Annotated in this window: 9 protein-coding genes and 1 riboswitch; of the genes, 3 read left to right on the forward strand and 6 right to left on the reverse strand. The window is 34.9% G+C overall.

From position 1 onward, the window contains the following. Positions 1 to 50: 50 nt before the first annotated feature. Complete coding sequence (locus C8C83_RS24570; protein WP_121331165.1) at positions 51 to 470, reverse strand: OsmC family protein; 420 nt, start codon at positions 468 to 470, stop codon at positions 51 to 53. A gap of 585 nt (positions 471 to 1,055) precedes the next feature. Here C8C83_RS24570 and C8C83_RS24575 point away from each other — a divergent pair. Continuing rightward, complete coding sequence (locus tag C8C83_RS24575) at positions 1,056 to 1,649, forward strand: hypothetical protein (protein WP_121331166.1); 594 nt, start codon at positions 1,056 to 1,058, stop codon at positions 1,647 to 1,649. Between the two features lie 95 nt (positions 1,650 to 1,744). Here the strand turns inward: C8C83_RS24575 and C8C83_RS24580 are convergent, their stop codons facing one another. The 3 genes from C8C83_RS24580 to C8C83_RS24590 are packed head-to-tail and all read right to left on the reverse strand — an operon-like array spanning position 1,745 to position 6,095. Then, positions 1,745 to 2,881 (reverse strand): PKD-like domain-containing protein, encoded by a 1,137-nt coding sequence (locus C8C83_RS24580; protein ID WP_121331167.1) that lies wholly within the window; start codon positions 2,879 to 2,881, stop codon positions 1,745 to 1,747. 23 nt (positions 2,882 to 2,904) lie between these two features. Then, positions 2,905 to 4,065 carry a YncE family protein gene (locus tag C8C83_RS24585; RefSeq protein ID WP_121331168.1) on the reverse strand — a complete coding sequence of 387 codons (1,161 nt, stop codon included), beginning with the start codon at positions 4,063 to 4,065 and terminating at the stop codon, positions 2,905 to 2,907. 32 nt (positions 4,066 to 4,097) lie between these two features. Then, positions 4,098 to 6,095: a TonB-dependent receptor gene (locus C8C83_RS24590; protein ID WP_233566205.1), complete on the reverse strand. Its 1,998-nt coding sequence runs from the start codon at positions 6,093 to 6,095 to the stop codon at positions 4,098 to 4,100. A gap of 154 nt (positions 6,096 to 6,249) precedes the next feature. After that, positions 6,250 to 6,486, reverse strand: a riboswitch (cobalamin riboswitch). Between the two features lie 538 nt (positions 6,487 to 7,024). Between C8C83_RS24590 and C8C83_RS24595 the strand changes: the two genes are divergently transcribed. Further along, a complete protein-coding gene (locus C8C83_RS24595; protein WP_121331170.1) occupies positions 7,025 to 7,243 on the forward strand; it encodes a DUF5808 domain-containing protein in 219 nt (72 codons plus the stop codon). A 605-nt stretch (positions 7,244 to 7,848) separates the two neighbouring features. Then, entirely contained in the window at positions 7,849 to 10,527 is a 2,679-nt protein-coding gene (locus C8C83_RS24600) for a T9SS type A sorting domain-containing protein (protein ID WP_121331171.1), read from the forward strand. Positions 10,528 to 10,757: 230 nt separating this feature from the next. Here the strand turns inward: C8C83_RS24600 and xylA are convergent, their stop codons facing one another. After that, positions 10,758 to 12,083 (reverse strand): xylose isomerase, encoded by a 1,326-nt coding sequence (gene xylA, locus C8C83_RS24605; RefSeq protein ID WP_121331457.1) that lies wholly within the window; start codon positions 12,081 to 12,083, stop codon positions 10,758 to 10,760. A 153-nt stretch (positions 12,084 to 12,236) separates the two neighbouring features. Then, entirely contained in the window at positions 12,237 to 15,623 is a 3,387-nt protein-coding gene (locus tag C8C83_RS24610; RefSeq protein WP_132011947.1) for a glycosyltransferase, read from the reverse strand. Between the last annotated feature and the right edge of the window lie 143 nt (positions 15,624 to 15,766).

Below are 15,766 nucleotides of genomic sequence, written 5' to 3' on the forward strand. Positions count from 1 at the left end.
TATTTTTTAAGATGTTATGATTTAATTTAATTGTGGTTATTAGAAATTAATTAAGATATTAGAGTTGATTTTAAAACGATTTCTGTATTAAGTAATTTTGAAATTGGACAAATTTCTTTTGCTTTTTGAGCTGTTTTTTCAAAATCTTCAACAGAAATTCCAGGAACTGAACCCGAAAGTTCCAAAGTGATTAAAGTAATTGTACCATCTTCAAAAGTTACTTTTGCAACTGTGTTAAGGTCTTCTGGCACAAAACCAGTTTCTGATAATAAAAAGCTCAATTGCATTGTAAAACATCCTGCATGTGCCGCGGCGATCAATTCTTCAGGATTTGTTCCTACTCCTTCTGCAAAACGAGTTTTAAAAGACAGTTGTGCGTTGTTTAATGTTGTACTTTGAGTTGTAATGGTTCCGTTTCCTTCCATTCCTGTACCTTTCCAGTTTGCGTTTGCGTTTCTTGTAAATTTCATGACTAAAGTTTTTAATGTTATAAATTTTTGATTTTCAAATAATTGTTCTGATTTGATGAGACAAATGTATAGCGGTTATCCTCATTAATCAAATTGATAATTTTGTAGTCTTATAAATAAAATTTATAATATTGGATTTTTAATTTTAGTAACGGTCTATCTTTTATGGCGCCGAGCTTACTATTGCTTTTAAAGATTTAAACGCTTACTTTCTAATTATTTTAGCCAACATATGTGCCATGATCAAAATCTCCTTATAAAATGGATATTGAAACTAAAATCTGATCTAGAAACTTGCCGTATTTCGCTATAACATTCTAAGGAATATTGATATCTCGTCATAAACAAAATAAACCCTAAAGTGAATTTTCTTTAAATACAACTTCAAACAGACTTCTACTTATAAAGCATTCGTATTCAAAAATTTACTAACTTTAGAATATAAGTTCAGATCGTATTCTCTTGGCAGAAAGTCTAATTTAGAAGACAATTAATTCTCGCCGAATGCAATAAACATCCATTAATAAATGTTATCTACATAGGCATTAATACGTTTTTAATGCTTTAAATAAATTACAAGGAAGTATGAAAAAAATAATGTTTATAATTATAATAACCGGGATTTGTCTACAAGGATATGCTCAAAAAGAAGTGAATGGTAAATACAAACCAATTCCGGCCAACAATTCTGAAATAAAAGAAAATCTACCGCCAACAGAAATACCTCCAAAGACAGATACGCCGCCGGTAAAAGATCCAACGGTTTTAAAAATCAATCCGGATGACCTTTATAAAAATAATAGTCTCTATAAAAAAGAAGCTAATGTTGAAGGAATTTTCTATAGAAGAAATGAATATTTAGGCGGTTATGTGACCAATACAACCGTTTCGTCAGTTCGATATCGTGATGCTGCTTTTGTAGATGGAGACAAAATCAGAGTTTATCTGAATGATAAAGTGATTGAAAAAGAAGTAAGTCTAAATGGAGAATTTCAGGGTTTCAAAATAACGCTGGTAAAAGGAATCAACAAAATTGATTTTGAAGCTTTAAACGAAGGTTCTGCATCACCAAATACAGCCGAATTTCAGGTTTATGATGAAAAAGGCGAAGTAATCAAAGCCAGCCAATGGAATGTTGGAACTGGTTACAAGGCAACTATTATATTGTATAAAGAATAAATTTGTTCTGCAATCTAGAAAAACAAACCCGACAAGCTTTCAAAAACTTGTCGGGTTTACTTTTTAATTGAATCTATAAGATTCTGAATAATAATTTACGGTAAATTCAAATCTTTAAATCCTGCAACTTCTGTAGAAACTTCTCCTAACCAACCCGCTTCTGCACGATTCGAATTATAAACTTTTACAAAGTCAATTCCTTTTAGTTTTACCGATTCTCCTTTTGAGTTTACAGCCCAATCGATATTAATTTGCGCTTTGTCATCAGCATTAGACCAGTTGTCTGCGTAACCCCAATCGTATGCCGGACAAACCCAATAACTTCCTGTTCCTGATTGATCGAATGCATTAGATTGCAAAAATGTTCCTTTAAAAGTAATCGTATTTCCTTTCCAAGATGGATAAAAAGGCTGACTGTGAAAAGGATTTTTAGAAACATAACCTGTTTTTCCCTGATTATCCGTCCAGCGAATATAATTTGGCTCACTTGGATCTTCCGGTTCTGTAGCTGGTTTGTAATACGTTAGCTCGTAATTTTTAATTGTAGTTGCTTTGTTATGCTCAGAACCGGCAATTTCGAACCATTCATCGTCCGGTTTTCCATTTCCGTTAGCATCGATAGAAACCATTATAATTCCAGGTTCAGCCCAATTCGAAAATGCATTTCCAAGTACAATAAAATCACTTCCTTCTTTATTAATAACGGTATGATCAAAACCGAACGTTACATAACCTCCAAATCCTCCAAGGCTAATCATACTATTATCAGTCGTGATTGCTTTTTCAGCTTTTGCTCGCATGGTTTCATCTGTATCTCCCGCTTCATATTGCGGTAAACCATTTGTAAATTGTCCCGGCGCAGGAAAGAAATCGAACACATTTTTGATTCTGTTTAAATACGCCTTATCGTTTACTGTAACCGTAAATGATTTCGAACTTTCGCCTACTCCATTTTTAGCTTTAAATTCAATATTATAAGTTCCAGCTGTTGCAAATACATAAGATAAATCAGCAGTTGTTGAAACTTCCTTGTTATTTACGAACCATTTATAGGTATTCTCGATCTCACTTCCCACTTGAGGTTTAACACTGAACCATTGCATTTTATCTGCAACGAAACCATTTGCAGGAATAGTAATTTCAATTTTTGGAGGATTCTGTACAGCATCATCATCTTTAGAACATCCCGCCAGGAACAGGACAATTGACAAGGTAAATAAAATCTTCTTCATTTTTCTTTTTTTAATTTTAAAGGTTATTTATTGTTTTTGATAGTTTTCTTTAGTTTAAAGGCAAAGTGAGCCGGAATATCTCCTGTAATTACAGTAAACTTATTTTCTCCGTTTTTATCGATACAATACAGTTTTCCGGGTGACACATAATCACCGGCATCTGTTATGTAAACATTTAGCGAGAAAGGATCAACAGCAAGTCCGTAAGGTGTTTTTATTTGATCGCTAACGGCTTTCGGTAAAAAACTTCCTTCAAGCAAAGTCTCTTTTTTTACATCGATCATTGAGTAATTTATTTTCCATTTGAAAGTGACATAACTAAACTCAGATCCAATTATATAACCTTTATCGCCCACAATAGAAAGATTGGCACAAGCGATATCAAAGGTTTTCTTGACTTTATCTGTTTTGGTATCAATGACAAAAAGTTTAGACGGAATACTATAATAATCGCCGCGAGAACTTACATAAATATCGCCATCTGCATCTGCTTTAAGTCTGTGAAGGTTTATTGCAACATCAATATCTTTGATTTTTGTAAAGGTTTTTAAGTCTATTACAGAAACTGTTCTTTCGTAATTTGGCGGACTATATCCTCCGGAATTTGCGATATACAATTTGTCGCCTACAATTGCCATTTCTTCAGGCTGACGTCCTACTTTTACAGTTCTTGTAATCTTAAGTGATGTAGTATCGATTTCGGCAACAAAACCATTTGGAGAATTTTCTCCCAATTGTACTTCGCCATCATAAGCGCTTGCATAAGCTTTTCCGTTTGCGAAAGTCACGTAACGACAGTTTTTTATATCAATAACTTTAAGACGTTTCGTCGTTGAAGCATCCATAACTTCGATCTTATTTGAGTTATTGATTACTGCATAAACTTTTGATCCGTAGATACCAATATCATTTCCCACATCTCCCAAACCTAAAGTCGCTTCGGGATTTGCCTGACCGTAAACATTTCGTCTGTAAGTCCCGGATTGATAGTCATAATAGTCTAATGACGATTTGTTCATATTCATATTTCCTTCGTTAAGAAGATAAAATCCGTCGACTGTTGTAACCGTTTCCGGAGGCAATACGACAACTTCTTCAGGGATAATAGGATCATCTTTCTGACACGCCTGAAAACTCAAGGTTATTAAAACCAATACGATCAAAAACTTGAAGTTTGTTTTCATAATAGAAAATTTAATTATTAGTATCTTTTACATTAAAAATTTACGGACAGACTCAGGCGATAATTTCTTCCGGGCATCGGAAAATTTAAAACCACATCATAATATTGATTGAAAAGATTGTTAACCTCCGCTCCTATTTTCGTTGGAAGTTTTAAGAATTTCCCATCCCAAATCAAAGCCACATCGCTGGTATACCAAGGCTTTACATAATTTACAGGAATATTGGCTTTCTGACTGTATCGTTCTCCGGTATAAATAAAGCTGTAGTTCAACTGCCAGTTTTTACAGCTTATAGACGAAGTTGCCGTTCCGCTGTTCATTGGCGTATACGGAATCTGATCTCCATAAGTCGTGCCTTGTGGCGTAACATCGATTGCTTTTTGATAGGTATAACTTAAACCTAAATCCAAAAATATATCTTCCGGAAAACGAAATACGAAGTTGGTATTTAATTCAAAACCTGTAATATCAACTTCGCCAAGATTCATCATCGTCCAGCGAAATAAATTTGCAGAAGGCATCGCAACAATTTTATCTTTTACGTGATTATAATATACATCAGCCTGAAAAGACGCTGATTGCAGAAACTTTTTTGGTTCGATTATATAAGTTGAACCAAAATCGTATTGTGTAGTAAATTCAGGCTTTAAAGAGCTGTTTCCGATAAAAGTATAATACAAATCATTGAAAGTTGGCATTCTGAAAGATTCTTTATAAAATGCTCTGACTCTGAAATTTTTACTATCGAAAGGCTGATAAGAAGCCGATACAACCGGACAAAAAACATGCTGACTGTCTCCTTGCTGATAATATTTTACTTGTTCGTCAACGTAAGCACCTAATAAATTTGCCTGAATATCAAGTCTTGACCAATGCATTTCTGTAGATAATGCGGCCAAATAAGAATATCGGGTTGGATATGGAAATCGGTATAAATTAGCAGTAAGTGTATTGATCGAAAAATCTGTTGCCAAAGAAACTTTCCACCATTCTTTAATCGTGTATTGGTTTACAACAGAAGCATAAAATTCATTTTGATAATATTTATTATCCAGCGCTCCCTGAAGTGTTTTATAATCCGGATCAATGTACCGATTATAATCTCTGCTGAATTTTATATTCGCCAATAATTCGTATTTCTTAGAAAAAGAATTTTGATAAGAGCCGTGAACAAAAAAGTTTCTGTCCCATTGTCGCTGCACATATTCATATTTATTGGCTAAAATTGCTCCCGGAAGTCCGCGTTCAGAATCATAATAATACGCTTTTAACGAGGTTTGACCAGTGTTTCCAAGTTTTCCCTGAAATGTCAATTCGCTTCTTAACGCTGTAATATCTCCATTTTGACGAACTGCCGTTGTATCATAACCATTTGTTTTTTGGTATCTGTACCTATATTTTCCATCGGCTTTAAGCCATTCAGTACTTGCTGTAAGAGAGAATCTGGAAGATAATTTTTGCTGATATAGAAAAGAAGGATTAAAAAGTCCGAAGGAACCTGTTTTTACGCCAACTCTTATTTTTGTATTTTTTCCGGAGGAGAAATCGGGAATTTTTGTCTTTAAGAAAAGTGTATTCGAAGCGAAAAAACCTCTTGCTGGCTGAAAAATAGTCGATTTCTGTCCGTTATACAATTCAATGGCTTCGATATTATCCAGCGAATATTTCCCAAGATCTACTTGTCCGTTTTGAGCATTTCCAACGGTCATTCCATCATAAAAAACCGCCGTATGAGCGCTTCCTAAACTTCGGACATTGATAGTTTTCAAACCGCCAATTCCGCCATAATCTTTCAATTGCACTCCAGAAAAATAACGCACAGCATCTGCAACAGAAAGACTATTTAATTTTTCGAGCTGTTTTCCTGACAATATCTGTACAGGCATAGGAGATTCGACCTTAAACTCACGCTTGCTTGTGGTTACAATAACCTCATTCAATTGATGTTTCTTTAAAGAATCTGATTCCTTATTATTTTTCAGCGGATTATCCTGTGCATACATCGGATTCAAAAATAAAATCCATGCCAATACAAAAAATCCACTATGTATTAGGCGAAAACGCCTATGTTCACATAAGTGCATAAAAAAATACTCTATTTAACTAAATAGTTGTTAACGGTAAAATCGAAATCAAATGTTAGTTTGATATTTGTGTTTGTCTCAAAACTCTGGTCCGCGAGAGCTTGAAATTATACGCATTGGCAGGTCTCCTGACTTATTCCCATTTTGATCAGCCTTCCCACATTTAGAAAAAATGCAGTGGCAAAAGATTCGATTTCAAAGGCTTAAAAAAGCGATTAGATCAGTCAAAATGTTGCATGGAATTTACAGTAACGGGCTTGTTCAGGATTTGCACCTGATTCCCTCTTCGTCAGCTAAACTCGAAAAGAATAGCTAAACCATTGCGAGCGCAAAGATACATAAACACACCAGTTAATACCTATTTTCTGATAAAAAACAGAAAACAGAAGGGTATATAACTATAAAACAGATGTTTTTAATTACAATTGTTTTTATTAGAAATAATTAATTTAATACAAAATCCCGAAGTTAAATATCATTAAGCTTCGGGAATAATTATAATATTATGTTGAAGAAATCTCTCCTTAAGACGTAGCTTAACCCCAATCTTGTCATTTCGACAGAGGAGAAATCACACACGGAACTCGACAAAGATTGGCGATTTTGATTGCGGATTTTCTAGTGTGATTTCTCCTCTGTCGAAATGACAAAAACTTTGTGTCTTTGCGCCTTTGCGAGATTAATTATATTTTTAAAAAAGCTTAACGAATAGCGGGATCAGCTCCTGAAAAAAAAATACTTTTATCATAGAAATCAAAAATGACAATATTGTAGTCTCTTTATAATATTAATTTTAATTAGCTTTCTTTTAAACTAATATCCAACACTTAAAAAAATTAAGAGTAACTTTATAATTCTAAAAATTAATAAAAGAAATGGAAAATAACAGAGAAAACAGCAATCTTTCAGATTCTAAAAACTGGAAATGGGGATTTTTCTATTATAACAAAAATGACAAAGATTTATTTCCACCTAAAAGAAATGGACAAGCAGGATTTACAATAAATTTCGCAAATCCTCGCTCCGTAATTCTATTTCTTGTGTTTATAATTTTACTTTTAATTCCAATGTTTTTTATATTTTCTAAAGTATAAAATATAACTTTTACAAGAAATACATACCTCTTCAATATTGGATTTTTTTACATTACTTTTTGTGAAAAAAGCATAATAATGCTTCTCTATCAAATACAAATTAAGTCAATTACATAATTTAAAATATCATACCAATCAAGAATTGAAATGTGCCGTTAGGTACAAAATATTGGTAGAAATTAGATTATAAATACATTGGCGTGCCGTAGGTACGCAACGAAACGCTAATCATTGCATACCTACGGCACGCTAAATCAATTCCAATTGATGTTTTCTACCAACATTTTGTACCTAACGGTACAAGTTGCAGACTTTCAACTCTTGATTTCTACAAATATTTTTTTGCTAACAACATCAATTGCTGGCTTTCACTCCGTGATTATTATGTATAATTATGTATTTAATTGTCTTCGTTTTTTAAACATTAATAAAATGGACTTCCTCAAACATTATCAATAACACATAAACACATACCATAATTAACTCATTAAAAAATAAGTAAATCATTTATTTTTTAACATTATATACATCATATTAATATTTTTCTTATCATTGTAGCACAGTATAGTATAGTACTGCATCTTAACTATTTAAAATAAATTATTATGCAAGAAAAAATTACAAGAGAAAAATTTTCGGTTAAAGGATTTCTTACCGTCATACTATTATTATTTGCTTTATGCAGTTTTGCACAAACCTATGAATTCGAGAATGGAACGCGCACCAATAGCGCCAACATTCAAAACTGCGATGCTTGTTCCAACAAAATAGTTGGGAATTTAGGAGGTGATAGCAGTGTTTCTGTCAACGTTTCTGTAACGACAACTGGCTGGTACAATCTGCAATTGTTTTATTGTACGGGCGATCCCAGAACCATTCGTTTAACGGCAGGTTCCGCAACAGCCATATCGATTCCGTGTGATCCTAGCGGAGGCTGGAGTACTGCAGCCTCAAAAAACATCAGTGTCTATTTAAACAGCGGAACCACTACTCTGCTTTGGGATAACACGAATTCCTGGGCGCCAAATTTAGACAAGTTTGTTTTGACTCCAATGGCGGCATCAACGACTCAAACAGTGAATTTTGGAACCAATAACAGTGTGGTTTACAATTTAACCAACAAGACTTATAACGTAAAATTCAATGGCGCAACAGTAATTACTAATGCATCTGCTTATGCGTCTAGCGATCAGCAATATGTGAGCAGTAATTTTGCTTCGGCGGTTTACTCTACAGAAGCGTTTACAGATAATATCGGTAGTGGTACGAAGCATATTTTCACTTTAAGTGGAAATTATACGTTGGGAATGCAACAGATTTTCTACACTTATACCAATAAAAATTATCTTGCAGTTCAGGTTGTCCTTACGGGAAATGGCTCGAATTGCTACAAAATGTCGCCTTTGACAAGTTATCAGGTAACGCCAAATTTTGGCACAGGAGATACTAGAGCCGTTTTTGTGCCTTATGATAATGATGCTTGGGTTCGCTATAATGCTTATCCGCTTAATGCTGCAGATTTTACAGCGTCTGAGGTTACTAACATTTACAACAATACGAATCGAAAAGGATTAGTTATTGGTTCTCTTGAACACACAAAATGGAAAACCGGAATTACGGTAAACGGTGGCGGAACCTCATCTGCTTACGTTTCGGTTATTGCAGGATGGACAAAAAAGGAAGTTACGAGAGATACTCGTGGTCATGGTTGGGTAAATGTTGGGCAAACAAGTTGTCCTTCGCCTAAAGTGATTATAAGTGCAAATGACGATTGGCGAACTGGTTTTGAAGAATTTGCTCAGGCAAACGCAGCGCTTCAACCTAAATATATTTTCGATTGGACGGCACCAAAACCAATGGGTTGGAATAGTTGGGGCGCCATGCAGACTTCTATTAATCTAACGAAAGTCAATGCCGTTGTAGACTTTTTCAAAAACGATTGTCCGGCTTTCAAAACGGAAGACAATACTTTATTCATCGATCTTGATTCGTATTGGGATAATATGTCTGATGCACAACTGGCACAATTTGTTACTTATGCTAAAAGCAAAGGTTTTAAAGCCGGTATTTACTGGGCTCCATTTGTAGATTGGGGAAAATATAATCGTCAGGTCGAAGGTAGTTCGTACAACTACAATCAATGTTGGACGACGGTTAATGGTGCTCCTTTTGAATTGGATGGCGCATATGCCATGGATCCCACAAGTCCGGGAACTAAGGCGAGAATACACTATTTTATCAATCGTTTTAAAGCCGCTGGTTTTGAGATGGTAAAAGTCGACTTTTTGACGCACGCCAGTATTGAAGCCGATAGTTTTGTGAACTATCAATTACATACAGGAATGGAAGCGTATCAGGAAGGAATGAAATATTTAGTCGACGAAATTAATGGTACAATGTTAGTCGAAGCAGCGATATCTCCAAATATTGCAACAGGTCCGTATGTGCATATGCGTCGTATTGCCTGCGATGCTTATAGCAGTATTGGAGATAGCGATTATACACTTAACAGCACAACTTATGGCTGGTGGCAAAATCAAATTTATGATTATCTTGATGCTGATCACGTTGTATTTGGTACTGTTACTGCAGGAGAAAATCGTGCGAGACTTTTAGGTAGTGTCGTAACGGGAACGATTACAACTGGTGATGATTTTTCTGTTGCGGGAGCCTGGAAAGCAAAAGCACAATCACTTTTACAAAATACTGATGTTATGAATGTTGCCAAAGCTGACGTGCAATTTCGCCCTGCTGATGGAAATACAGGTTATAATGCTGCCAATGTTTTTTCAGCTACAAAAAACGGAGTTACTTATGTAGCTGTTTTTAATTATAGCAATGCAGCAGTAACCAACAATGTCAATTTAAGCCGTCTTGGCTTGGGTTCCGGAAATTATACGGTTAAAGAATTGTATTCTGGTGCAACAAGCACAACACAAGGAACTTTGAGTGTTCAATTGCCTCAGGCCGATGCAGCTTTATATGCAATTTCGGTGGCAACGAATTTAAGTACGCCTAATTATTTTAAAACTGCTGCGACCAATTATGTGTTTCCAAATCCGGCATCAAGTACTTTCAGAATAAAATTTGATCATACTATAAATGGTCCAGTTGCGCTTTCTATGTATGATACAGCCGGAAAAGAAGTTTGGAAAACGATTATTATTGCCGAAGACATGATTACTTCTGAAGTTCCTGTAAATGGTCTTGCCAAAGGTGTTTATATGATAAAAGCTTCAACAGAAGGGAATTCGGTACAAAACTTTAAATTTGTTAAGAATTAGATTTTACAATTTGCCTCAATTATAAACTTAAAATCCCATTCGCTTCTGTGAATGGGATTTTTGATTTTGAAGACGAATTTCACTAATTGCCACTAATTAGTTTGTGGAATTAATTTCACAAACTAAGCAAATCCTTTAAATTTGTGAATATTAGTAAAATTCGTGTTTAAATTGATTCAGAATATTTGCTCCAGATAACATTTCGATGGATTTATTATGACTCTTCTGAATTAAATATAACGATTAATTATATTCTCAAAAAACTCTTGTTTTCCGCTTTGTAGTTCCAGTTCGCCGTTTTCAATTGCAATCGTGTACAAATCTTTAAAATTCAGTTTACCCTGTTCGAACTGTTTCCCTTTTCCGCTATCAAAAGAACTATAGCGTTGTTTTCTTAAATTTTCATATTGTGACGAACTAATAATTTGATCAGCAGTCAATAAAGCTCTTGCAAAAACATCTGCGCCACCAATATGTGCCAGAAAAATATCCTCCATATCTGTAGAGTTTCTTCTAATTTTTGCATCAAAATTTACGCCGCCACCATTAACTCCGCCCGCTTTAAGAAAAACCAGCATCGCTTCTGTAACATCCTGAATGTTATTTGGAAACTGAGAAGTATCCCAACCATTCTGGCTATCTCCTCTGTTGGCATCAATACTTCCTAACATCCCTGACATCGCTGCTACATCAAGCTCATGCTGAAAAGTATGCTGTGCTAATGTTGCATGGTTTACTTCTATATTTATTTTAAAATCTTTCTCTAAACCATGTTGGCGTAAGAAACCAATTGTCGTGGCGCAATCAAAATCGTATTGATGTTTTGAGGGTTCCATAGGTTTTGGTTCTATTAAAAAATTTCCTTTAAAACCTTGTCCTCTTGCATAATCTCTTGCTTTAGTCAAAAACGTTCCCATATGATCCAGTTCGCGTTTCATATCCGTATTTAATAAGCTCAAATAACCTTCGCGCGCTCCCCAAAAAACATAGTTTTCGCCTCCAAGCGCAATAGTTACATCCAACGCTAATTTTACCTGAGCCGCAGCTCTGGCAACTACTTTAAAATCCGGATTTGTAGCAGCTCCGTTCATATATCGCGGATTCGAAAAACAATTGGCAGCTCCCCAAAGCGCTTTAATTCCTGAGATTGCTTGTTTTTCTTTTAAATAATCTGTCATGGTTGCCAATCGCAATTCCGTCTGGGTAAAAGTCTGTCCTTCCTGAACCAAATCATGATCGTGAAAACAATAATAATCGAATCCCATTTTGCTTATAAATTCAAAAGCGGCATCGGCTCGATTTTTTGCAGACTGAATAGGTTCTCTTAATTCGTTCCAGGCAAGAGTCTGAGTTCCTTGTCCAAAAGGATCTGAACCATTACCTCCAAAACTGTACCAATAAGATATTGCAAATTTAAAATGCTCTCGCATAGTTTTGCCAGCAACAATTTGGTCAGGATTATAATATCTGAATGCCAAAGGATTGTCTGAATCCTTTCCTTCAAAATTGATTTTACCAATTCCTTTATAATACTCTTTGTCTCCTAAAACTACCATTTTTCTTGCTTTATTATTAACCTGATTTCCTTTTCCAACCCTTGCTATATCAAGATCCAAATATATAGTTTAAATGACCATTTGAAAATAAAAAAACGTTTGAATTGTTACTTTAGAATAGATTTTTGTTATAAAAGACTAACCCCTTAGAAACTAATCTAATGAACTCACATTTCCGGTTCTGGTCAATACTCCCCAACTCTGACTTTCTCCTTTTATGGCTCTTCTAATGGCTCTGAACAATATCACATACATTAATTGACGATACACAAATCGTTGTGGAATAAGCCATATTAATTTACTTAATCGCTCTTTTTCAAAGACAAAAGCAATTACACTCACTAACATATCGACAAGCATAAATACCAAGTAATAAATCGCAATTTTATGAAGACTGTCCGGATCATTATGATTCCAGATTAAACTTAAAATCAAGATTAAATCTGCCAGTGGAGCAAATATTGGAAGCAGAATCTGAAATATCAGCACATTTGGTAGCGAAATCATTCCCAAACCTTTATATTTTGGATTAAAACAAGCATCGCGATTTTTCCAGAATGCCTGCATGATTCCGTAGCTCCAACGAAAACGCTGTTTCATAAACTCATTCAAAGTTTCCGGAGCTTCTGTAACCGCAACGGCTTCAACACAATTGACAATGCGGTAGTTATTTCGCAAAATTCTAATCGTCAAATCACAATCTTCGGCTAGAGTATCTGTTGTAAATCCTCCGGCATTTTCTATCGCTTCTTTTCTAAAAGCTCCAATTGCGCCAGGTACAACCGTAATTCCATTAACTAAATCAAAAGCTCGTCTGTCAAAGTTTTGTGCAGTTGTATATTCAATACTTTGCCATCTTGCCAACATCGTATTTTCGTTACCCACTTTTACATTTCCGGCAACAGCGCCAACTTGCTGATTGTTTTTAAATTGTAGTCTGAAACACTTCATTAATTGCGAAAGCGCGTCGGTTTTTAATTGCGTATCGGCATCAATACAAACTACAAAATCACTATTTGTAATGGAAATTCCATAGTTTAAAGCAGAAGCTTTTCCGCCATTCACTTTAGTGTGTACTTTTACAATATGATGATCTTTATATTCTAAATCTACTTTAGAAAAAGTGCTGTCTTTTGAACCATCATCAACAAAAATAATATCGAAACTTGGGTAATCTTGGCGCAACAAATTCTGAATTGTTTTTACCGCATTTACTTCTTCATTATATGCCGGAACAATAATACTTACTTTAGGATAATTTTCTCCTTCTGTAGTATAAGACAATGGATGTTTGTAGTCTTTCCATTTCTTGTAAAAAGCCATAATTGCCATCAGTAAAATACGAAAGAATCCTAACAGAATTGCAATCCAGAAAACAGCCGTAATAAAATGTCCAAACCAATATCCCAGACCAAAAATAATATTGTCAAGCGTCATTAAATTCCCTTTGGCTTTGGGCATGATTTCGTTTTTACTTTTTCCTAATAACTTAGAAACAGTAGTAAATTTAACACCTTTGTCTTTAAAATATTTAATAATTCGGGGCAAAGCTTCTACAGTTTGTTGCCTGTTTCCGCCCGCATCATGAAGTAAAATGATTCCTTTGGTTGGATCTTCTTCATATTCTCTGATGGTTCTGGCATAAATACTGTCAGCGATAATTCCTTTTTCCCAATCGTTGGGATCGATACTTTCTCCAACCGTATAATAATTCTGCGCTTTACTCAACGCAACAGGTCTTAGTTCCGCTTCTGTTGTAGGTTCTGCATCTGCATTATATGGCGCTCTAAAAAGTACGGTGCTTCTGCCAGTAACGGCTTCGATCAGCAAACGCGTAGTTTCCATTTCTGCCGAAGCCCTTTCTTTACTTACCAATGCAATATTTGGATGCGTAAAAGTATGATTCCCAATTTCGTGACCTTCGGTATAAATTCGCTGTAAAAGCGGAATATTATTTTCACCCTGAAGTCCCACAACAAAAAAAGTTGCAGGTACATTTTCACGTTTCAAAATATCCAGAATTTGTGGTGTATAAGTTGGATCAGGACCATCATCAAAAGTCAAAACAACCTCATTATGTACATTCCCAAACTTGCTGATTACATACTTTGTTGGCAGTTCAAGATAACTTTCCTCGGTTATTATCGATTCTTTCGGATCTGCCTGAAGTTTAATTTTCCCTGGCTGAGGATCTGTCAAAACATTCAAAACTTCGCCTTCTCCAATATAATCCGGAGTCGAAAAACTCATGTGTACTTTTTCTAATGTTCTAAAATCAAAGCTGTTTTTTGCAACACTTTCGTTCGTCAAACTTCGATTATAATAATGCCACAATCTGCCGTCTTCGCTCCCTAATCGCCATAATGCCGTGCCCGCGGTTCCATATTCATCTGCAAACCGAATCGTATTAAAATTCGTCGCTGCATCTGTAAAATACACCTGATGTTTGTTCCCTCTTCCGTCTTTATAACTAAAAGAATTGTTATAAGTATTATTATCGAAAGTAATCGTTGCGCCATATTGTTTTGCGAGCGATAAAGCTTCATCATAAGTCACGGTTATGGCTTCTTTATTTTGTTCCCAATCATAACCATATCCGGCAAAACAGAGAATAATTTTGTTTGATGGAATTTCTTTCGCAATCTGATCAAGGATTCTTTCTGTCCATTTCTGACTGCTTATTGCTCCCGGAACACTTCCTGCATAATGCTCGTCATATGCCATCAAAAACATATAATCATTGTATTTTGCCAATGCTTTTATATTAAAATCGCCATTGTCAGCCATGATATCCTGCGTGACAATAAAGCCTTGTGCATGCAATTTTTCGTAAAGTTCCTTCTGAAAAGCGATTATTGGTTCGTCGCTGCTTTCTTTAAATTCCTCAAAATCAATATTAATTCCCTGAAGTTTATATTGCTTAAGATTCTTTACAATATCATTTATCAGTCTTTCTCTTTTTACATCGTCATGCAGAATTCGGTGCACCAAATCTCCATCAAAATCTCCACCTTTCGATTCATTTATATTGTTGATTATTGGAATAATTTTGATTCCGGCTTTCTTCATAATCTTCAAAGCTGCCGTATCAATTTCTGTCCGAAGTAAATCAGTTTTAGGATCTATAAAAAACCATTCGGGAATCACCATATTGAGTTTATCAATATTTTTTTGAAGCGAAAACAAACTCTGCGGATCCCAATCTACATAAAAAGCGGCACGGATTTCCTGAAAATCAACGGCCTGATTTTGCTTTTTCAACTCTTCCATTTTTGATTTTGATCTCAGGAAACTATCAAAACCTTTGTATTTTCTAAGATCTTTTGCGCTAAGTTCCTGCGGAATTGTTGGACTTAATAATTTTTGTGTCGAAGGATCATTACCCAAAATTGGCAATACAGGTTTTAAACCTCTTTGCAATGTGATAATAAAGACAGGAATTAGCATTAATAAGAAAAAAATAATCAATCGTGTTGACCATTGAAAAGTTCGCCAGCGTAATTTTGTTTCCGTCTGAAATACTTGTTTTTTATCTTCCATAATCTTCTCAAAATAGATGCATAAATGTACATCAAAAATTTTATTCGATTAAATTATTATCAGCATATTAACAATTTTCACGTTCTAAAACAGATTTTTATTATAATTCTTTTACGAATCTAAAATTTCGGCATACAATTCTT

Origin of the sequence: Flavobacterium sp. 90, assembly GCF_004339525.1 — a bacterium.
In the GTDB taxonomy this organism is placed as follows: Bacteria; Bacteroidota; Bacteroidia; order Flavobacteriales; family Flavobacteriaceae; genus Flavobacterium.